Below are 18,680 nucleotides of genomic sequence, written 5' to 3' on the forward strand. Positions count from 1 at the left end.
ATCCAAACTCACCCCTGCAATGATAGTTACGCGGCCAGTCTCTGGCGCTCGCGTTGGATGACCTCCGAGGCAAGCTGCAGATAGGCCTGGCTGCCCGCGCATTTCAAATCATAGAGAATGGCCGGCTTGCCGTAGGACGGCGCTTCCGAGACCCGGACGTTGCGCGGGATTAACGTGTGGTAAACCTTTTCGCCAAGATGCGTACGCACATCATTGACCACTTGTTGGGCAAGATTGTTGCGCGCATCGAACATCGTCAAAACGATCCCCTGAATATCCAGGCGCGGGTTAACCGTTCGACGAACCTGGCTGACGGTCTCGAGCAATTGGCTCAGCCCCTCCAGTGCAAAAAATTCACACTGCAGCGGCACCAGCACCGAATGCGCTGCCGCCATCGCGTTCATCGTCAGCAGATTGAACGAGGGCGGGCAATCCAGAAGAATATAGGAAAATGCCGTGGCCTCGGGTGAGGACAGGGCTTTGCGCAATTTGAATACCCGATCGCTCTGCTGCGAGATCTCCATCTCGACGCCGAGCAGATCCATCGTCGAAGGGACGATAAAGAGATTGGGCACCGCTGTTTCGAGCGTCACCTCTGTAATACCGCGCTCGCCGACCATCAGGTCATAAGAGGAGAGCTTGCGATCTCGACGGTCGATACCGAGGCCGGTGCTGGCATTGCCCTGCGGATCGAGATCGACGATCAGGACACGCTCGCCAATGGCAGCCAGCGCCGTTGCCAGATTGATTGCTGTGGTGGTTTTGCCAACGCCACCCTTCTGATTTGCGATGGTGATAATCCGATGTCGTTCGCCAGCCATTGCCGCAATATCCGATCTGTTAAACCAAGCGCCGGAGATTCGATACTTCCAAAATAACAGATTCCTGCTCGACGGCGCTTCTATGTTCTAACAGATCGAATTCCCAGCGACCACGTGCTTTGTCGATTTCCCTCAGGTAATCCCGGCCTTTATGAAAGAGGCCGCGGCAATTTTCGTTGCCGAGCATCCAGGCGGCCGAATATGCGATCAATCCGTCGAGATCCGCCAGGGCCCGGGCAGAGACGGCGTTGCATTCGCCAATCTCGGTAGGCGCATCCTCGATTCGAATAGCGTGCACGCTGCCGCGCGCATTGGTCTCCCGCAGCGCCGTTCGCAGAAACGCGGCCTTCTTGTGATTGCTCTCGACCAAATGGACCCACCCGTCCTGCAATTCGGCCAGATAAATCGCCGTGATCACCCCGGGGAAGCCACCGCCGCTGCCCAAGTCGACCCAGGTGACTGGCTCCGGATGAATTTGAAAAATCTGGCTGCTATCGGCAATATGCCGACGCCAGAGATCGTCGAGCGTCGACGGCGCCACCAGATTGATGGTTTTAGCCCACTTCTGAAAGAGCGTTGCGAAATGCTGGAGCCGTTCCTGTGTTTCACGTGAAACACGCAAGCCGTTTAATTCCATTCTAAAAGACTCTCAAATCGGGTAATCAGGCGGTATGACGCTCGGAAGAATTCAGGCGACGCAGGTGCACGAGCAGCAACGCGATGGCCGCCGGCGTCATGCCCTCGACAACGGCGGCTTGGGCAATGCTGAATGGCCGCGCCGAATTCAGCTTCGCCTTGAGTTCGTTCGACAGGCCGGAGAGGGCGCTGTAATTGAAATCGAGCGGAATTTGCCGTTCCTCGTCGCGCTGCTGATCGACGATGGCGGATGCCTGCCTATCAAGATAGACCGAGTAGCCCGCTTCGATTTCCAGTGCATCCACAACCTTCGGCGCTATCTCGGCCAATCTCTCCGGCCAAACTTGCCGAAGTGCGGCGAAATCGTAATTCGGATAAGACAGAAGATCATAGGCCGTACGGCGCTGACCATCCAGATTGATATTCAAACCGGCGCGCCGAGCCTCGTTCGGCGTCACCGCCAGGGACTGCAACAGCTCGCGTCCGGCGTCGAGATCCGTCTGATAGGCCGTGAAGCGCAGTGTGCGTTCGCTGCTGATACAGCCCAGCTGCATCGCCAGCGGGGTCAAGCGCATATCGGCATTGTCGGCGCGAAGAGTCAGGCGGTATTCCGCCCGCGATGTAAACATCCGGTACGGCTCCGTAACGCCATGCGAAGTCAAATCGTCGATCATCACGCCGATATAGGAGCTGGTCCGGCTGAAATGGAACGGTTCCGAATCGGTGCTTCGCAATGCAGCATTCAACCCGGCCGCCAAGCCTTGCGCCGCCGCCTCTTCGTAGCCGGTGGTGCCGTTGATCTGTCCGGCGAGGAACAGCCCCCTCAGCCGCTTGACCTCCAATGATGGCATCAGCTCCCGCGGGTCGACATGATCATATTCGATTGCATAACCCGGTTGCAGTATCCGCGCCGTTTCAAGACCCGGAATGGTCTTGATAAAGGCGGCTTGGACCTCTGCGGGGAGAGAGGTCGAGATCCCGTTCGGATAGACCGTATCATCGTCGAGGCCTTCTGGTTCCAGAAAGACCTGATGGCCATCGCGCTCTCCGAATTTCACCAGCTTGTCTTCGATCGAAGGGCAGTACCGCGGCCCGACACCCTCGATCTGTCCGGAATACATCGCCGATCGCATGATGTTGTCGACGATGATGCGGTGTGTTGCTTCGGTCGTCCTGGTGACGCCGCATTCGATCTGCGGCGTGGTGATCGCATCCGTCATGAACGAGAAGGGGACAAGGTCTTCATCCGCTCCCTGACGCCCCACGGCCTGCCAGTCGATCGTCTTTCCATCCAACCGCGCCGGCGTTCCGGTTTTCAGCCGCCCCAGCTGCAGGCCGAGCCGAGCCAGGGTGGCCGACAGCCCGATCGACGGGGCCTCACCAACACGGCCGGCAGGTGTCTTCTCTGAACCGATGTGTATGAGGCCGCGCAGGAAGGTGCCGGTCGTCAAAACCACCGCCGGCGCCCTCAGGGTACGGCCATCCTTCATGATGACGCCGGTGACCTGTCCATGAGCAATGTCCAGATCGAAGGCATCGCCCTCGACGATATCAAGGCCGGCTGTCGCTTCGATCGCCGCCAGCATGGCCAGACGGTAGAGTTTTCGATCGGCCTGCGTCCGTGGACCGCGCACCGCGGCGCCCTTCTTCTTGTTCAACATCCGGAACTGAATGCCTGCGGCATCGGCCACACGACCCATCAGCCCGTCCATCGCATCGATCTCGCGAACCAGATGGCCTTTGCCAAGCCCGCCGATCGCCGGATTGCAGGACATCACCCCGATCGTATCCCGTTTATGTGTCACCAGCGCGGTTTTCGCACCAAGACGCGCAGCCGCATTGGCCGCCTCCGAGCCAGCATGGCCGCCGCCGATGACAATCACATCGTAGACATTATCAGTCATATCAAACTCCACTCCGGCAGACGTTTCACGTGAAACCGGAAGGGTGATGGTTTCACGTGAATCATTTCCCGATACAAAACTCCGAGAAGATCACTCCGAGCAACTGCTCGACATCGACTCTTCCGGTAATCCTACCCAGATAGTCGGCCGCACTTCGAAGCTGTTCGGTCCGCAACTCAAGATCAACGTCCGGTTTCGAGATCGCCGCGTCTAGCGCCGATAAACATTTCGCTAGCGAATCCTTATGCCGCTGCCGGCTGGGGATGGCCATGGAAAGACCCCCGAAACGCCTGGCGACAATATCGCCGATCAGCCGACGCAATTCCGGCAAACCATCGCCTGTCGCGGTCGAGATTTGCAGATCATATTGATCCGTGCCGACATCTACGAGATCTTTTTTCGTGCCGACAGTAACATGCGTAGAGGACGGGTCCAAGTCGTCCGGGATCAACGGATTGACCATGTCGACCAGCAATAAAACCAGATCGGCGTCACGCAGCGCCACGCGGGCGCGACGCACACCTTCCATTTCGACCCGATCTTCGGCGTCACGAAGCCCCGCAGTGTCGTAGAGCTTGACGAGGTAACCCTCGATATCGAGATCAACCTGGAGAACATCGCGGGTCGTTCCGGCGATCTCCGTCACGATCGCCACCTCACGACGTGCCAGCGCATTCAGCAGGCTCGATTTCCCGGCATTCGGCGCACCGGCAATGACAATCTTGAAGCCGTCTCTGATGATCTCGCCTGCCGAAGCCGCGGCCAGGTGATCTTCGATCTCGCTGCGAAGCGTCTCGATATCGGTCCAGACCATGTCCGACACCGAGCCGGGAACATCGTCTTCATCGGGAAAATCAAGTTCTGCTTCGATCAGCGCCCGGGCACGCGTTAATCGTTCCGCCCACGAATCGTAAATCTTTGACAGACCGCCGGCGCTTTGTTCGATCGCAAGACGTCGCTGCATCTCGGTTTCAGCGCCGATGAGATCGGCCAAGCCTTCGACCTCGAGGAGATCAAGTTTGCCGTTTTCAAAGGCCCGACGCGAGAACTCGCCTTCGACTGCCATCCGCACACCTGGAATATCCTCCAGTGCGTGAAACAAAGCCGCCAACACGGCTCTGCTGCCATGGACCTGCAACTCGGCAACATCCTCGCCGGTAAACGAGTTCGGCGCCGGAAAAAACAGCACAAGACCATTGTCGACCGGTTGATCGTTACGAGTCCGAATCGTTCGGTAGGCGGCATACCGGTCGGCCGGAACCGACCCGACAAGCCTGGTCAACAGCTCCCGGGTCAACGGGCCGCTGATGCGCACGATCGAAACGCCCGAGGGCGGCGACCCGCTCGAGAGCGCATAGATGGTATCAGTCAACATGGCCATGTCATTGGTCCGTGGGTTGGATCCGAATCGATCCCTCTCAAATAGAAAAAGCTGGCGACATCGTGGCGATGTCTCCAGCTCTCATTTGCATGCCGCCTGGAAAATCCACACGGCATGTTTAAAACAAAGAGCCAAAGCGCGCCGGATGGATCGAATTGGCGAGGCGCTTAGGCTGAATCCGGCTAAGGATTATGTATTCATCGAGTCGAAGAAGTCGGAATTGTTCTTCGTCTGCTTGAGCTTGTCGATGAGGAATTCGATCGCATCGGTGGTGCCCATCGGCGCCAGAATGCGGCGGAGTACGAAGATCTTCTGCAGATCTTGGCGCGGAACCAGCAAGTCTTCCTTACGCGTTCCGGACTTCAGGATGTCCATCGCCGGGAAGATACGCTTATCGGCGACCTTGCGGTCGAGCACGATTTCCGAGTTGCCGGTACCCTTGAACTCTTCGAAGATGACTTCGTCCATGCGGCTGCCGGTATCGATCAGCGCCGTCGCGATAATCGTCAGCGAACCGCCTTCCTCGATATTACGGGCGGCACCGAAGAAACGCTTCGGGCGCTGCAGGGCATTGGCATCGACACCGCCGGTCAGGACCTTACCGGAGGAGGGAACGACCGTGTTGTAGGCGCGGCCGAGACGGGTGATCGAATCGAGCAGGATGACGACGTCGCGGCCATGCTCGACAAGGCGCTTGGCCTTTTCGATGACCATTTCCGCCACCTGGACGTGACGCACTGCCGGTTCGTCGAAGGTCGAGGAGATGACCTCGCCGCGGACCGAACGCTGCATGTCGGTCACTTCCTCGGGGCGTTCGTCGATCAGCAGGACGATAAGATAGCATTCCGGATGGTTTGCCGTGATCGAATGCGCGATGTTCTGCAGCAGCACGGTCTTACCGGTGCGCGGCGGCGCGACGATCAATCCGCGCTGGCCCTTGCCGAGCGGTGCCACCAGGTCGATCACCCGCGGCGACAGATCCTTGGAGGTCGGAATATCGAGTTCCATCTTGAAGCGCTCGTTCGGATAGAGCGGCGTCAGATTGTCGAAGTGAACCTTGTGACGGATCTTTTCCGGATCGTCGAAATTGATGGTGTTGACCTTCAGCAGCGCGAAATAGCGCTCGCCTTCCTTCGGTCCACGGATCGGTCCCTCAACGGTATCGCCGGTTTTCAGCGAGAAACGGCGGATCTGCGACGGGGAGATATAAATATCGTCAGGACCCGGCAGGTAGTTTGCATTGGCGGAACGCAGGAAGCCAAACCCGTCCTGCAGCACCTCGACGACACCTTCGCCGATAATCTCGACATCCTGGCTGGCGAGCATCTTGAGGATGGCAAACATCAGCTCCTGCTTGCGCATCGTGCTGGCATTCTCGACCTCGAGCGATTCGGCAAAAGCCAGAAGATCGGTCGGGGATTTGCTCTTAAGTTCCTGAAGCTTCATTTCAGCCATGAAGTGACCAATACTCTTTTCAATTTCGAAGGGGAAAGGCGATGTTGGGTCGTTTTCGGTACTGCGAAGGGCTCGCAGACGACTGAACTCTACACACATGCCACGTAGATGAGATGCGCGGAAAATAGCGACTCGTGATCGCCGCCGCAAGGGGGCTGCTTAAAATGAAGCAAATTTAACCTGAGGGCGATTCCGCCTCAGAAAGGCTTCACCACGACGAGGATCACGATGACGATCATCAGCAAGGTTGGCGCCTCGTTCATGAACCGCCAATAGCGCGCGGAACGGCGATTTTCATCCCGTTCGAAGGCTCTGACTGCGCGGCTGAAGAACATATGAACACCGGTCAAGAGCACGACGAGGCCGATCTTCGCATGCAGCCAGCCGCCCTGGAATCCATAGACCGACCAGGCGAGATAGAGGCCGAAAATCCAGGTCAGCATCATCGCCGGCGTCATGATGATTCGCAGCAGCCGGCGCTCCATCACCTTAAAGGTTTCCGATTGCACCGAACCCGGTTCGGCATCGGTGTGGTAGATGAACAGCCGCGGCATATAGAACAACCCGGCCATCCAGGAAATCACCGCGATGATGTGCAGCGCCTTGATCCAGAGATAGAGATTATCGGGGTTCCAGACAAAAAGCCCGACCGCCATCAGCGCAAAGAAGGCCACCGCAAAATGCGCGCGGCGTCGGGCGTAGACGCCCGTTCGTCGATCGGTCTGCTTTTCCGTCATCACTCGCCGCCCACGCGTCCGCCGCGTACCCGATCGACCAGCAGGTGCACATGCTCGGGGTCGGCCTGCGGCGTGATGCCGTGGCCGAGATTGAAGATCAGCGGTCCACGGCCGAGATGCTGCAGAATATCGTCAATACCCTCTTCCAGCGCCCGGCCGCCGGCAACGACGCGCATCGGATCGAGATTGCCCTGAACCGGCCCGTCCTTCTGAAGTTCGGCGGCAAAGGCTAACGGCACCGACCAGTCGAGGCCGATCGCATCGGCGCCGGTCTTCTGACGATAGTTTTTCAGCTGGTAACCGGCGCCCTTGGCGAAGGCGATGATCCGCGCCTGCGGCCGCTGCGATTTGACCGAAGCGATCATTCGGGCAACCGGCCGGATCGCGAACGCCTCGAACTCCCTCTCACCGAGAACGCCCGCCCAGGAATCGAAGATCTGCACGGCATCCGCGCCGGCATCGATCTGAGCGACGAGATAATCGGCCGAGACATCAGCAAGCAGCATCAGCAGATGTTCGAAGGCGCGGGGATAGCGATAGGCGAACAGACGGGCGGGGGCCTGATCCGGCGTGCCGTGTCCGGCGATCATATAGGTCGCAACCGTCCAGGGCGCGCCGCAGAAGCCGAGCAGCGTGGTTTCGGTCGGCAGCTCCTGGCGCAACCGTCGGACCGTCTCCAGAACCGGTCTGAGATAATCGACAACCTCTTCCCCGTTCAATCGCCCGATACCAGCTTCATCGATCGGATCCATTTCCGGTCCATGCCCCTCGGTGAACCGGACGTTCCGCTTCATCGCGTCGGGAATGACAAGGATATCGGAAAACAGGATGGCTGCGTCAAAGCGATAACGGCGGATCGGCTGCAATGTCACTTCGACGGCGTAATCGGGTGTGTAGCAGAGATCGAGGAAACTTCCGGCCTTTGCCCGCGTCTCTCGATATTCCGGAAGGTAGCGTCCCGCCTGTCTCATCAGCCAGAGAGGAGGAGGGGAGAGGCTTTCGCCATCGAGAACCCTCATGATCTTTCGGCGCGTGTCGCTCAAGCGCTTCTTCCCTATAAAAAATCAAAGATATTTTAAAAGGTTTCTATTTCTTAGAGTCGGTGTCTATCAAGGATTAAAATCCATCCACCACCGATGCCATTTGTCGCGTGCCCGCAAAAAATATCGGAAGGATTTCGCTATTCTGTCGAAAGTTTGGGGAGAAGCCGAATCTGAAAATGATTCCAGATCCTTCCGGACGGACGATTTTTTCCGCCGCTGTGGATAAGCTGTGGACCTCGTCTCGACAAATCGACCTGCTCCACATTGTCCACAGGGCATGCCGAAACCGATCGGCAAAATTCGAAATGTGGATAAGGGGGCATGTTTTCCCTTGCCGGGACCTGCCTCGCCGCCTTAGCTCTGTTTCATCCAGTGTTTTCAACAGGCAGCGGAAAATAGCGTGGAGAACAGAACGAACTTCTTTCATCTGCATCTGATTTCTGACTCAACCGGAGAGACTCTGATCTCCGCCGGTCGCGCCGCATCGGCGCAGTTCAGAGCCGCACAGCCGATCGAACATGTCTATCCGCTGATCCGCAACCGCAAGCAGCTGCTGCCGGTTCTGCAGGCGATCGATGACGCCCCCGGTATCGTGCTTTATACGATCGTCGACCGGGAGCTTGCGAGCCTGATCGATGAGCGCTGCGTCGAGATGGGCGTTGCCTCGGTGAACGTGCTGGAGCCGGTCATGAATGCGTTCCAGATCTATCTCGGCGCCCCGTCGCGCCGTCGGGTCGGTGCCCAGCATGTGATGAATGCCGGCTACTTCGCCCGAATCGAAGCGCTGAATTTCACCATGGATCATGACGACGGCCAGATGCCGGACGGTTATAATGACGCCGATGTCGTCATCATCGGCATCAGCCGCACGTCGAAAACACCGACCAGCATCTACCTCGCCAACCGCGGCATCAAGACGGCGAACATTCCGATCGTTTACGGCGTGCCGTTGCCGGAGAGCCTGTTCACTGCGACCAAACCGCTGATCGTCTGCCTGATCGCCACCACCGACCGAATCTCCCAGGTGCGGGAAAATCGCATACTCGGCGCAACGCATGGCTTCGATCGTGAACACTATACCGATCGTGCCGCGATTTCCGAGGAGCTGAAATATGCCCGCTCGCTCTGCGCCCGCCACAACTGGCCGCTGATCGACGTGACCCGCCGCTCCATCGAGGAAACCGCCGCGGCAATCGTTGCCCTGCGCCCGAAGCTGCGCTAAGCGCTGACCGGCAGCCGGAGCTTCGAGGAACCCATGACGCAGAAACTCATCCTTGCATCGTCGAGCCCTTTTCGGCGAATGCTGATGGAAAACGCCGGTTTATCCTTCGAGGCGCATGCCGCAAGGATCGATGAACGGACAATCGAGGCGCCGTTGGAAAACGCCGGCGCAACGCCGGATGCCGTCGCCCTTGTCCTCGCCATGGCCAAGGCCGAAGATGTCAGCAGCCGTTTTCCGGAAAGCCTGGTCATCGGTTCGGATCAGACGATGTCGCTCGCCGACCGCGTCTTCCACAAGCCGCGCGATATGACCGACGCCGCCAACCATCTTCAGGCCCTTTCCGGCGTGACACACCGGTTGAACAGCGCCGTTGCGATCGTCAGCAACGGCGTCGTCCTGTGGCAACATCTCGCCCATGCGGAACTGACCATGCGGCCGTTGACGGCCGAGTTCATTGCCGGGCACCTGGCGCGGGTCGGCGACAAAGCGCTTTCGAGCGTCGGCGCCTATCAGTTGGAGGGGGAGGGCATTCAGCTCTTCGAGAAAATCGAGGGTGATTATTTCACCATTCTCGGCCTGCCGATGCTGCCTCTTCTGGAAAAATTGCGCGACCTCGGAGCGATCGATGGGTGATTCACGTGAAACATTCGGGCCGAAAGCGTTTGTCACGGGCTTTCCGGTTAAGCATTCGCGCTCGCCGTTGATCCATGGATATTGGCTGAAGACGCTTGGCCTGCCGGGCAGCTACCGCGCCCACGAAGTCGCACCCGAGGCCTTTGCCGATTTCATCGCTTCGATGAAGGACGGTAGTTCCGGCTTTACCGGCGGCAATGTCACCATTCCCCACAAGGAACTGGCGTTCCGCCTCGCCGACAAGCCGGACGAACTGTCGCGCGAACTCGGCGCCGCGAACACGCTCTGGCTGGAAGACGGTATCCTGCATGCGACGAATACCGACGGCCGCGGCTTTACCGCCAATCTCGACGAACGCCATCCGGGCTGGGACCGGCACGACACCGCGGTCGTCTTTGGCGCCGGCGGTGCCAGCCGGGCGATCATCCAGGCGGTCCGTGACCGCGGTTTCCAGACGATCCACGTCGTCAACCGCACCGTCGAACGCGCCCGTGAACTGGCCGATCGCTTCGGTCCGAAGGTTCAGGCGCATCCGGCCGATGCGCTTGCCGAGGTCATGAAAGGAGCCGGCCTTTTCATCAATACCACCTCGCTTGGCATGGATGGCGAGGCGGCGCCGCAGCTCGATTTCACCCCGCTTGCAGCCGATGCCGTCGTCACCGACATCGTCTACATCCCGTTGAAGACGCCGATCCTGGCACAGGCAGAAGAGCAAGGATTTTCCACGGTCGATGGTCTCGGCATGCTGCTGCATCAGGCCGTGCCGGGATTCGAAAAATGGTTCGGCAAGCGTCCTGTCGTCGACGCGGCACTGCGCGCTCTGATCATCGCCGATATGGAAGCTCACTGATGCTGAAGATCGGACTGACCGGCTCCATTGGAATGGGAAAATCGACAGCAGGCAAGCTCTTTGCCGAGGCCGGGATCCCGCTGAATGATTCGGATGCCGTGGTCCATGATCTCTATGCAGGCGAGGCTGCACCCCTGGTGGATGCCGCCTTTCCCGGCACGATGAAGGATGGAACGGTCGACCGGCGCGAACTCGGCCGCCAACTGGCGCTTGATCCCGATGGCTTCAAACGCCTGGAAGCGATCGTCCATCCGCTGGTGCGCAAACGCGAGACGGAATTTTTAAAGCGGCAGCGCGGCGCCGGCGCCGAGATGGTCGTCCTTGATATTCCGCTGCTCTTCGAAACCAATGCCTGGGAAAGAGTGGATGTCGTCGTCGTTGTCAGCGCCGGTCCACAGATTCAACGCGAGAGGGTGCTTGCGCGCGAAGGCATGACCGAGGAAAAATTCGAGATGATTCTCTCGCGCCAAACGCCGGACGCGGAAAAACGGCGCCGGGCGGATTATCTGATCGACAGCAGCGGCAGTATCGCGGAGACGAAGGAACGGGTGCTCGAGATTATCGCCGACCTGAAAATACGGATTGCCAAGGGAGATTTCCGGAATGCGTGAGATCATCTTCGATACGGAAACCACCGGCCTCGACAACCGCGCCGACCGCATCATCGAAATCGGCGGCATCGAACTGTTCAACCATTTCCCGACCGGCAACGTCATCCATATCTACATCAATCCTGGAGACCAGAAGGTTCATCCGGATGCGCTCGCTGTGCACGGCATTACCGATGAGTTCCTGAAGGACAAGAAGCCTTTCGCAGACGTTGCCGAAGAAATCCTTGCCTTCTTCGGCGATGCGAAGTGGATTGCCCACAACGCCACTTTCGATATGGGCTTCATCAACGCCGAATTGGCGCGGATCGGTTTACCGCCGATCCTGCCGGAGAGGGTGGTCGATACCCTGTCGATGGCGCGGCGCAAACATCCGATGGGGCCAAATTCGCTCGACGCGCTCTGCCGGCGTTACGGCATCGACAATTCCCACCGCACCAAACACGGCGCGCTGCTCGACTCCGAACTGCTCGCCGAAGTCTATATCGAGATGATCGGCGGCAGGCAGGCAGCTTTCGGCCTGAGCATGACCGCGACGTCAGGCCAGAACGGTCGCGGCGACGGGGCGGAGGAAGAGGATGTGGTGATGGCATCGGTGCTCGAGCGGCCTCGACCGCTCGCCCCCCGCCTCAGCCCGTCTGAGGCGCAGGCGCATGAGGCGCTCGTCGCCAAGCTCGGTGAAAAAGGCATCTGGGCGAAATACGCCAGCCTCAATTAAACCGGCCTCAATTGAAAATGCCCGGGACTTGCCCGGGCATCCGCATCTCTGAACCGAAAAAATCCGATCAGTTCGGAACGGCCTGAACCTTGGCACGGGCCTGTTCTTCGGCAACGCGCTGAGCGAACATCTGCGTGAAGTCGATCGGGTCGATCATCAGCGGCGGGAAGCCACCGTTGCGGGTGACGTCGGCGATGATCTGACGGGCGAAGGGGAAGAGCATGCGCGGGCACTCAATGAAGAGAACCGGCAGCATGTGTTCCTGCGGGAAACCGGCAACGCGGAAGACACCGCCATAGGCGAGCTCGGTATGGAACACCGTCTTGTCGCCGTCCTTGGCTTCGGCATTCAGCGACAGCACGACATCGAAATCCGTATCCGAAAGCGGATTGGCGTTGACGTTCACATTGATGTTGATCGTCGGCGCCTTGTCGCGGGCCTGCAGCGAGCGCGGTGCACCCGGATTTTCGAAGGAGAGATCCTTGGTATATTGCGCAAGGATCGAAAGGGTGGGGCTGGCCGCACCGTTGCTGTTGTCATCGTCTGCCATTGGCTTTTCCTCGAGGGGCATGGGAATGGTGCCGCCATCTAACATTTCAGGGGAGGGCTTACAACCCTAGGCGCTTGGTCCGGTTGATCGGTCGAAGCGCCTCAGTCGCCGAGATGTTTGCCCGACCACGGCGAGTTGCGGTCCGGCTCCCTATGATAGTCCTCATCGTCGAGATCGACCACCTTTGAGTTCGGCTTGCGGTCGCGGAAATCGGGCTGTGGTCCGGCGGAAAAGCCGCCCTTGGCATTAATGGTGACGAAGCGCTTGGCGACCCACCGCCAGACAAGATCGCGCACCGGCGGAATGAGAATGAGGATCGCGACGATATCCGTGAGGAAGCCGGGAATGATCAGCAGCAGCGAGGCGATGACGTTCATCGCCGGCCGCAACAGCTCGCGACCCGGCATCACCCCGTTTCGTCCTTCGCTCGACATGCGGCGCAAAATACCGATGCCCTGCCGGCGCAGCAGAACCAGCCCGAGAACGAAGCCCAGCATGACGAGCGCCAGCGTCAGCCACAATCCGATTGCCCGGCCGACGACGACGAAACCGGCAATTTCGGCAAGCGGCAGCAGCAGAATGAAAGCTGGCAGGATCGAAAAACGCATGATCGTCATGTCCCGGGCTAACCGGTCTCCTCTTGGCGCCGGCGAAGATGCCAGCCATCATTTGAATCATCTGTATAGGCAGACTATATGGGAGTACAAATCAGAGATGTTAACGGCGGCTGCGATACGATATGAGTTCGAACGACTTCATCACATTATTCTTCCTGGTGGCGGCTGTGCTGATTTTCTTTCAGCTCCGCTCCGTGCTCGGGCGCCGCACTGGAAACGAGAAGCCGCCGCGCGATCTCTATACGCCGCGGGATGCGGCACCTGCCGAAGCCGCCGATGCCGGCAAGGTCGTGACGCTGCCGCGCCGCGATGCGACGACGGAGGATGAGGATCGTTTCGCCGCCATCGATGCCGTCGCCGCCCCGGGAACGCCGCTCAACGAATCGCTGCGCGCGCTGAACAAGGCTGATCCCGCCTTCAGCCCGAAGGAATTTCTGAATGGCGCCCGCCTGGCTTACGAAATGATCGTCATGGCCTATGCCGATGGCGACCGGAAATCGCTGAAGAACCTGCTGTCGCGTGAAGTCTATGACGGCTTCGATGCGGCGATCGGCGAGCGCGAAACTCGGGGTGAGAAGGTCAAGTCCACCTTCGTGGGCATCGACAAGGCCGAAATCACCCATGCGGAGACCAAGGGCAGTGAAGCGCAGATCACCGTCCGCATCATCAGCCAGCTGATATCGGCCACCTACGATAAAGCGGATGTGCTGATCGAAGGCGACGCCGAAAACGTCGCCGAGGTCAACGACCTCTGGACCTTCGCCCGCGACACCCGCTCGCGCGATCCGAACTGGAAACTCGTGGCGACCGAATCGGAACATGAGTGACCACGCATCGGACTTCGTCCTGCAGGCCATAAGCTTCGATACCCTGGAAGGCTGGAAGGATGACGATCCCTCCGGCCTTTTTGAAGTCATGCGACGCTGCCGGCGGCAGATCACCGATGTCAAACCTTACCGCACCGGATCGCTTGGCCTGAGCGCCGAAGACTTGCTTCCGCTTCTGCTCGCCGCCGAAGATTTCACGCCGTCATCTCCGGCCTCGGCGCGCGCCTTTTTCGAGACCCACTGTCGGCCCTTCCTGATCCGCCGCAAGGATGGCAATTCCGGCTTCGTCACCGCCTTCTACGAACCCGATATCGAGGTCTCGGAGCGGCCGGACGAGGTTTTCCGTTTCCCTTTCTACCGGCGCCCGGACGATCTGATCGATCTCGACGACGCCAATCGCCCCGCCGAGCTCGACAATTCCTATGCTTTCGGCCGTCGGCATGACGGCCGTATCGACGCCTATCCGGATCGCCGCGCCATCGATCAGGGTTATCTCGAAGGCCGCGGTCTCGAAATCGCCTGGGCAAAGTCGAAGGTCGATGTCTTCTTCGTGCATGTGCAGGGTGCGGCCCGCCTGCGTTGTCAAGACGGCCGTATCGGCCGCATCACCTATGCGGCGAAGGCCGGCCATCCCTTCTCCGCGGTCGGCAAGCTGCTGATCGACCGAGGCGAGATTGATCGCGCAGACATCTCGATGCAGACGATCCGTGCCTGGCTGGCGCGCAATCCCGAGCGCGTCGACGAGGTGCTGTGGCATAACCGCTCTTACATTTTCTTCCGAGAAGCGCCGGTGGCCGATCCCGAGGCCGGTCCGATCGCCGCCGCCAAGGTGCCGCTTCTCGCCGGGCGTTCACTTGCGGTCGACCGGATGATCCATACCTTCGGCTTTCCCTTTTTCATCCGCGCCGAAAGCCTCACCCACCTCGATCAAGGCAGGCCCTTCCGCCGGCTGATGCTGGCGCTCGATACCGGCTCGGCGATCGTCGGACCGGTGCGCGGCGATATCTTCACCGGCTCGGGGGATCTATCGGGTGAAATGGCCGGTACCGTCCGCAACGACGCCGATTTCGCCATTCTCATTCCCAATGCCGCCGCCGGACGATTCGATTGATGGCCAGGGATCGCAAACTCAGCGCCGATGAGAGGATCCTCTGGGGCAAGGTTGCCCGCAGCACGCGGCCGATGCCGGGCAAGGCGGGTGAACTGACCGAACTCGACGCTTTTCTCGCCGAAACCGAAGCGGCGGCGGAACAGGAGAAAGCGGAAAAGCAGGCACCGACATCGGCGATTCCCTTCCAGCCAGCAGCACCCGCGACGGCGAAACCATCGGCCGGGGTGCATCATCCGCTGGAAAAGCCGGTCAAGCGCAAGATCGCCAAGGGCCGGCTGGCGCTCGAAGCGCGGATCGACCTGCACGGGCTGGTACAGAGCGAGGCTCATGCCATCCTTCTCGATTTCCTGATCCGCGCCCACGATCGCGGTATGAGGCATGTCTTGGTCATAACCGGCAAGGGCAGCTCGATGGGCAGCGACGGCGCGCTGAAGCGGGCCGTGCCGCTGTGGTTCTCGAAGCCGGAATTCCGCTACCTGATCTCTTCCTATGAGTCGGCCGCACAGCAGCATGGCGGTGAGGGCGCTCTCTATATCCGCCTGTCGCGGCGGCATGGGGAAAGGCCATGACTCCCTTCGGAGAGGCGGTTCGCCGGCTGAGAGCGCGCAAAGGTGTCTCGCAGAAGGAGATGGCACAAGCGCTGAATGTCTCGCCCGCCTATCTCTCGGCGCTGGAACATGGCAAGCGTGGATTGCCGACATTCGATCTGCTGCAGCGCATCGCCGGCTATTTCAACATCATCTGGGATGAGGCGGAGGAACTGTTCCTGCTCGCCCGCTCCTCCGACCCGCGCGTGGTCATCGACACGTCAGGCCTGCCTCCGGAATATACCGAATTTGCCAACCGACTGGCGCGGCGGATTCGCAATCTTGACAGTGCCGAGATAGGCCGGCTATCGGCTCTTCTCGAAAATCACGGCAAAGGCGACGGAAAAGCGTCATAATCCCCTGTTTTATGCCTTGTTCAGGGGAGTTGCCATTGGGAACCGGGTTCAAAAAACCTATATACGAGAGTGAAGAAAGCCGGTGATTCGCAAGGCGCGCCGCAGCTTTACGACAACAGGGAAAATCTCGACAGAATGAGCGATACATCCGCGACGGAAAACGGCGTAAGCACCGAATATGGCGCAGATTCCATCAAGGTTCTGAAGGGCCTCGATGCGGTGCGCAAGCGTCCCGGCATGTATATCGGCGATACCGACGATGGCTCCGGCCTGCATCACATGGTCTATGAAGTCGTCGACAACGCGATTGACGAAGCGCTCGCCGGCCATGCCGACATCGTCACCGTCACCCTCAATCCGGATGGCTCGGTGACGGTCACCGATAACGGCCGCGGCATCCCGACGGACATTCACACCGGCGAAGGCGTGTCGGCGGCCGAAGTCATCATGACGCAGCTGCATGCCGGCGGTAAGTTCGACCAGAACTCCTACAAGGTCTCGGGCGGCCTGCACGGCGTCGGCGTTTCGGTCGTCAACGCGCTGTCCGTCTGGTTGAAGCTGAAGATCCGCCGCCAGGGCAAGATCCATGAAATGAGCTTCACCCATGGCGTCGCCGATGCGCCGCTGAAGGTCACGGGCGACGCGCCCAATGAGACCGGCACCGAAGTGAGCTTCATGCCGAGCACCGGCACCTTCACGATGACGGAGTTCGACTACGGCACGCTGGAGCACCGTCTTCGCGAACTCGCCTTCCTGAACTCCGGCGTCCGCATCCTGCTGACCGACAAGCGCCATTCCGATATCAAGCAGGAAGAACTGCGGTATGACGGCGGCCTCGAGGCTTTCGTCGCCTATCTCGACCGGGCCAAGAAGTCGCTTGTCGACAAGCCGGTCGCCATCCGCGGCGAAAAGGACGGCATCACCGTCGAAGTGGCGATGTGGTGGAACGACAGCTACCACGAGAATGTGCTCTGCTTCACCAATAACATTCCCCAGCGCGACGGCGGCACGCATATGGCCGGCTTCCGCGCGGCGCTGACGCGCCAAGTGGTTTCCTATGCCGACAATTCCGGCATCACCAAAAGGGAAAAGGTGACGCTGCAGGGCGAAGATTGCCGCGAAGGCCTGACGGCGGTGCTGTCGGTCAAGGTGCCCGATCCGAAATTCTCCTCGCAGACCAAGGATAAGCTGGTTTCCTCAGAAGTCCGCCCTGTCGTCGAAAGCCTCGTCAACGAGGCGCTGAACACCTGGTTCGAAGAACATCCGAGCGAAGCCAAGATTCTCGTCGGCAAGGTCGTTGAGGCAGCCGCCGCTCGCGAAGCGGCCCGCAAGGCCCGTGAATTGACCCGCCGTAAGGGCGCACTCGACATCGCTTCGCTGCCGGGCAAGCTTGCCGACTGCTCTGAACGTGACCCGTCAAAATCCGAAGTCTTCCTCGTCGAGGGTGATTCGGCCGGCGGCTCGGCCAAACAAGGTCGCTCGCGCGAGAACCAGGCGATCCTGCCGTTGCGCGGCAAGATCCTCAACGTCGAGCGCGCCCGTTTCGACAAGATGCTGTCGAGCCAGGAAATCGGTACGCTGATCACCGCCCTCGGCACCGGCATCGGCAAGGACGAGTTCAACGTCGAAAAGCTGCGCTACCACAAGATCATCATCATGACGGACGCCGACGTCGACGGCGCCCACATCCGGACCCTGCTGCTCACCTTCTTCTTCCGCCAGATGCCGGAACTGATCGAGCGCGGCCACCTCTATATCGCTCAGCCGCCGCTCTATAAGGTCTCGCGCGGCAAGTCTGTGCAGTATCTGAAGGATGAAAAGGCGCTCGAGGAATATCTCATCAGCCAGGGCCTAGAAGATGCGGCGCTGAAGCTCGGCAGCGGCGAAGTCCGCACCGGCCAGGATCTGCGCGAGGTCATCCTCGATGCTTTGCGCATGCGCGCTCTGCTCGACAATCTCCATTCGCGCTACAATCGTTCCGCCGTCGAACAGGCGGCGATCGCCGGTGCCCTCAACGCCGAACTCGCCAGCGACCCGACAAGGGCGCTGGCGTTGGCGAACGAAGTGGCAGGACGCCTCGACATCATCGCCGAGGAGACCGAGCGCGGCTGGCAGGGTGATCTGAGCAGCGATGGCGGCTTGCGCCTCGAACGCATGGTCCGCGGCGTCCGGGAAATCGTCGTGCTCGACATGGCGTTAATCGGCTCTTCGGATGCCCGCCATATCGACCAGCTGACTGCGCGCCTCAAGGAAATCTATCAGACGCCGCCGTCGCTGCATCGACGCGAAGGCGATGTCGAGATCTCAGGCCCGCGTGCCTTGCTCGACGCAATCTTTGCAACCGGCCGCAAGGGCCTGACCATGCAGCGCTACAAGGGTCTTGGCGAGATGAACGCCGAGCAGCTCTGGGAAACGACGCTCGATCCGAACGTCCGCTCGCTGCTGCAGGTCAAGGTCAACGACGCCACCGATGCCGACGGCCTCTTTGCCCGGTTGATGGGTGACGAAGTCGAACCGCGGCGCGAATTCATCCAGGACAATGCGCTGAGCGTCGCAAACCTCGATATCTGATGGATATCAGACATGAAAAAGCCCCGCCGTCCCAAGGGATGGCGGGGCTTTCG

At 59.8% G+C, this 18,680-nt stretch carries 19 protein-coding genes; 10 read left to right on the forward strand and 9 right to left on the reverse strand.

The window, feature by feature from the left end:
• Nucleotides 1-26: 26 nt before the first annotated feature.
• From RLEG4DRAFT_RS32560 to hemE, 7 genes are all read right to left on the reverse strand, one after another.
• Nucleotides 27-821, reverse strand: a complete 795-nt coding sequence (locus RLEG4DRAFT_RS32560; RefSeq protein ID WP_003583217.1) for a ParA family protein — start codon at nucleotides 819-821, stop codon at nucleotides 27-29.
• Between the two features lie 19 nt (nucleotides 822-840).
• On the reverse strand, nucleotides 841-1,458 hold the full coding sequence (rsmG, locus tag RLEG4DRAFT_RS32565; RefSeq protein ID WP_003583218.1) for a 16S rRNA (guanine(527)-N(7))-methyltransferase RsmG: 618 nt from the start codon (nucleotides 1,456-1,458) through the stop codon (nucleotides 841-843).
• A 25-nt stretch (nucleotides 1,459-1,483) separates the two neighbouring features.
• Nucleotides 1,484-3,361, reverse strand: a complete 1,878-nt coding sequence (mnmG, locus tag RLEG4DRAFT_RS32570) for a tRNA uridine-5-carboxymethylaminomethyl(34) synthesis enzyme MnmG (RefSeq protein ID WP_003583220.1) — start codon at nucleotides 3,359-3,361, stop codon at nucleotides 1,484-1,486.
• A gap of 61 nt (nucleotides 3,362-3,422) precedes the next feature.
• The gene (mnmE, locus tag RLEG4DRAFT_RS32575) at nucleotides 3,423-4,742 is read right to left on the reverse strand and encodes a tRNA uridine-5-carboxymethylaminomethyl(34) synthesis GTPase MnmE (RefSeq protein ID WP_003583222.1); all 1,320 of its coding nucleotides are present in this window, start codon (nucleotides 4,740-4,742) and stop codon (nucleotides 3,423-3,425) included.
• 189 nt (nucleotides 4,743-4,931) lie between these two features.
• Nucleotides 4,932-6,197: a transcription termination factor Rho gene (gene rho / locus RLEG4DRAFT_RS32580; protein ID WP_003571435.1), complete on the reverse strand. Its 1,266-nt coding sequence runs from the start codon at nucleotides 6,195-6,197 to the stop codon at nucleotides 4,932-4,934.
• 197 nt (nucleotides 6,198-6,394) lie between these two features.
• Entirely contained in the window at nucleotides 6,395-6,934 is a 540-nt protein-coding gene (gene hemJ, locus RLEG4DRAFT_RS32585) for a protoporphyrinogen oxidase HemJ (protein ID WP_003583224.1), read from the reverse strand.
• Nucleotides 6,934-7,977, reverse strand: coding sequence for a uroporphyrinogen decarboxylase (gene hemE, locus RLEG4DRAFT_RS32590; RefSeq protein ID WP_003583226.1), 1,044 nt, complete (start codon nucleotides 7,975-7,977; stop codon nucleotides 6,934-6,936). The genes hemJ and hemE overlap by 1 nt, the downstream gene beginning before the upstream one ends.
• 400 nt (nucleotides 7,978-8,377) lie before the next feature.
• Here hemE and RLEG4DRAFT_RS32595 point away from each other — a divergent pair, with 400 nt between their 5' ends.
• From RLEG4DRAFT_RS32595 to dnaQ, 5 genes are read left to right on the forward strand one after another with little or no spacing between them, the layout of a single operon-like run.
• Complete coding sequence (locus RLEG4DRAFT_RS32595; protein ID WP_003583228.1) at nucleotides 8,378-9,199, forward strand: pyruvate, water dikinase regulatory protein; 822 nt, start codon at nucleotides 8,378-8,380, stop codon at nucleotides 9,197-9,199.
• A gap of 33 nt (nucleotides 9,200-9,232) precedes the next feature.
• Nucleotides 9,233-9,832, forward strand: a complete 600-nt coding sequence (locus tag RLEG4DRAFT_RS32600) for a Maf-like protein (protein WP_003583230.1) — start codon at nucleotides 9,233-9,235, stop codon at nucleotides 9,830-9,832.
• The gene (locus RLEG4DRAFT_RS32605; protein ID WP_003583232.1) at nucleotides 9,825-10,682 is read left to right on the forward strand and encodes a shikimate dehydrogenase; all 858 of its coding nucleotides are present in this window, start codon (nucleotides 9,825-9,827) and stop codon (nucleotides 10,680-10,682) included. Before RLEG4DRAFT_RS32600 ends, RLEG4DRAFT_RS32605 begins: the two co-directional genes overlap by 8 nt.
• Entirely contained in the window at nucleotides 10,682-11,293 is a 612-nt protein-coding gene (gene coaE, locus RLEG4DRAFT_RS32610) for a dephospho-CoA kinase (RefSeq protein WP_003583234.1), read from the forward strand. The genes RLEG4DRAFT_RS32605 and coaE overlap by 1 nt, the downstream gene beginning before the upstream one ends.
• Nucleotides 11,286-12,008, forward strand: coding sequence for a DNA polymerase III subunit epsilon (dnaQ, locus tag RLEG4DRAFT_RS32615; RefSeq protein WP_003583236.1), 723 nt, complete (start codon nucleotides 11,286-11,288; stop codon nucleotides 12,006-12,008). The genes coaE and dnaQ overlap by 8 nt, the downstream gene beginning before the upstream one ends.
• A 67-nt stretch (nucleotides 12,009-12,075) precedes the next feature.
• On the opposite strand, the gene secB is transcribed toward dnaQ, so the two are convergent.
• A complete protein-coding gene (gene secB / locus RLEG4DRAFT_RS32620) occupies nucleotides 12,076-12,558 on the reverse strand; it encodes a protein-export chaperone SecB (RefSeq protein ID WP_003583238.1) in 483 nt (160 codons plus the stop codon).
• 101 nt (nucleotides 12,559-12,659) lie between these two features.
• Nucleotides 12,660-13,166, reverse strand: a complete 507-nt coding sequence (locus tag RLEG4DRAFT_RS32625; protein ID WP_003583241.1) for an FxsA family protein — start codon at nucleotides 13,164-13,166, stop codon at nucleotides 12,660-12,662.
• A gap of 131 nt (nucleotides 13,167-13,297) precedes the next feature.
• Between RLEG4DRAFT_RS32625 and RLEG4DRAFT_RS32630 the strand changes: the two genes are divergently transcribed.
• The 5 genes from RLEG4DRAFT_RS32630 (at nucleotide 13,298) to gyrB (ending at nucleotide 18,627) form a co-directional block, all read left to right on the forward strand.
• On the forward strand, nucleotides 13,298-14,002 hold the full coding sequence (locus RLEG4DRAFT_RS32630; RefSeq protein ID WP_003583243.1) for a Tim44/TimA family putative adaptor protein: 705 nt from the start codon (nucleotides 13,298-13,300) through the stop codon (nucleotides 14,000-14,002).
• Nucleotides 13,995-15,113, forward strand: a complete 1,119-nt coding sequence (mltA, locus tag RLEG4DRAFT_RS32635; protein ID WP_003583245.1) for a murein transglycosylase A — start codon at nucleotides 13,995-13,997, stop codon at nucleotides 15,111-15,113. Before RLEG4DRAFT_RS32630 ends, mltA begins: the two co-directional genes overlap by 8 nt.
• A complete protein-coding gene (locus RLEG4DRAFT_RS32640; RefSeq protein WP_003583247.1) occupies nucleotides 15,113-15,682 on the forward strand; it encodes a Smr/MutS family protein in 570 nt (189 codons plus the stop codon). Before mltA ends, RLEG4DRAFT_RS32640 begins: the two co-directional genes overlap by 1 nt.
• Nucleotides 15,679-16,056, forward strand: coding sequence for a helix-turn-helix domain-containing protein (locus RLEG4DRAFT_RS32645; RefSeq protein ID WP_003583249.1), 378 nt, complete (start codon nucleotides 15,679-15,681; stop codon nucleotides 16,054-16,056). Before RLEG4DRAFT_RS32640 ends, RLEG4DRAFT_RS32645 begins: the two co-directional genes overlap by 4 nt.
• 135 nt (nucleotides 16,057-16,191) lie before the next feature.
• A complete protein-coding gene (gene gyrB, locus RLEG4DRAFT_RS32650; protein WP_037094973.1) occupies nucleotides 16,192-18,627 on the forward strand; it encodes a DNA topoisomerase (ATP-hydrolyzing) subunit B in 2,436 nt (811 codons plus the stop codon).
• The last annotated feature ends 53 nt before the right edge of the window (nucleotides 18,628-18,680 follow it).

This window comes from Rhizobium leguminosarum bv. trifolii WSM2297, assembly GCF_000271845.1.

What these genes read in the sequence shown, in the direction of transcription:
- RLEG4DRAFT_RS32630 (WP_003583243.1), top strand. Translation starts at nt 13,298, where the DNA reads ATGAGTTCGAACGACTTCATCACATTATTCTTCCTGGTGGCGGCTGTG.
- dnaQ (WP_003583236.1), top strand. Translation starts at nt 11,286, where the DNA reads ATGCGTGAGATCATCTTCGATACGGAAACCACCGGCCTCGACAACCGC.
- mltA (WP_003583245.1), top strand. Translation starts at nt 13,995, where the DNA reads ATGAGTGACCACGCATCGGACTTCGTCCTGCAGGCCATAAGCTTCGAT.
- rho (WP_003571435.1), bottom strand. Translation starts at nt 6,197, where the DNA reads ATGGCTGAAATGAAGCTTCAGGAACTTAAGAGCAAATCCCCGACCGAT.
- rsmG (WP_003583218.1), bottom strand. Translation starts at nt 1,458, where the DNA reads ATGGAATTAAACGGCTTGCGTGTTTCACGTGAAACACAGGAACGGCTC.
- RLEG4DRAFT_RS32605 (WP_003583232.1), top strand. Translation starts at nt 9,825, where the DNA reads ATGGGTGATTCACGTGAAACATTCGGGCCGAAAGCGTTTGTCACGGGC.
- mnmE (WP_003583222.1), bottom strand. Translation starts at nt 4,742, where the DNA reads ATGGCCATGTTGACTGATACCATCTATGCGCTCTCGAGCGGGTCGCCG.
- RLEG4DRAFT_RS32600 (WP_003583230.1), top strand. Translation starts at nt 9,233, where the DNA reads ATGACGCAGAAACTCATCCTTGCATCGTCGAGCCCTTTTCGGCGAATG.
- secB (WP_003583238.1), bottom strand. Translation starts at nt 12,558, where the DNA reads ATGGCAGACGATGACAACAGCAACGGTGCGGCCAGCCCCACCCTTTCG.
- gyrB (WP_037094973.1), top strand. Translation starts at nt 16,192, where the DNA reads ATGAGCGATACATCCGCGACGGAAAACGGCGTAAGCACCGAATATGGC.
- coaE (WP_003583234.1), top strand. Translation starts at nt 10,682, where the DNA reads ATGCTGAAGATCGGACTGACCGGCTCCATTGGAATGGGAAAATCGACA.
- RLEG4DRAFT_RS32560 (WP_003583217.1), bottom strand. Translation starts at nt 821, where the DNA reads ATGGCTGGCGAACGACATCGGATTATCACCATCGCAAATCAGAAGGGT.
- hemJ (WP_003583224.1), bottom strand. Translation starts at nt 6,934, where the DNA reads ATGACGGAAAAGCAGACCGATCGACGAACGGGCGTCTACGCCCGACGC.
- RLEG4DRAFT_RS32645 (WP_003583249.1), top strand. Translation starts at nt 15,679, where the DNA reads ATGACTCCCTTCGGAGAGGCGGTTCGCCGGCTGAGAGCGCGCAAAGGT.
- RLEG4DRAFT_RS32640 (WP_003583247.1), top strand. Translation starts at nt 15,113, where the DNA reads ATGGCCAGGGATCGCAAACTCAGCGCCGATGAGAGGATCCTCTGGGGC.
- RLEG4DRAFT_RS32625 (WP_003583241.1), bottom strand. Translation starts at nt 13,166, where the DNA reads ATGCGTTTTTCGATCCTGCCAGCTTTCATTCTGCTGCTGCCGCTTGCC.
- mnmG (WP_003583220.1), bottom strand. Translation starts at nt 3,361, where the DNA reads ATGACTGATAATGTCTACGATGTGATTGTCATCGGCGGCGGCCATGCT.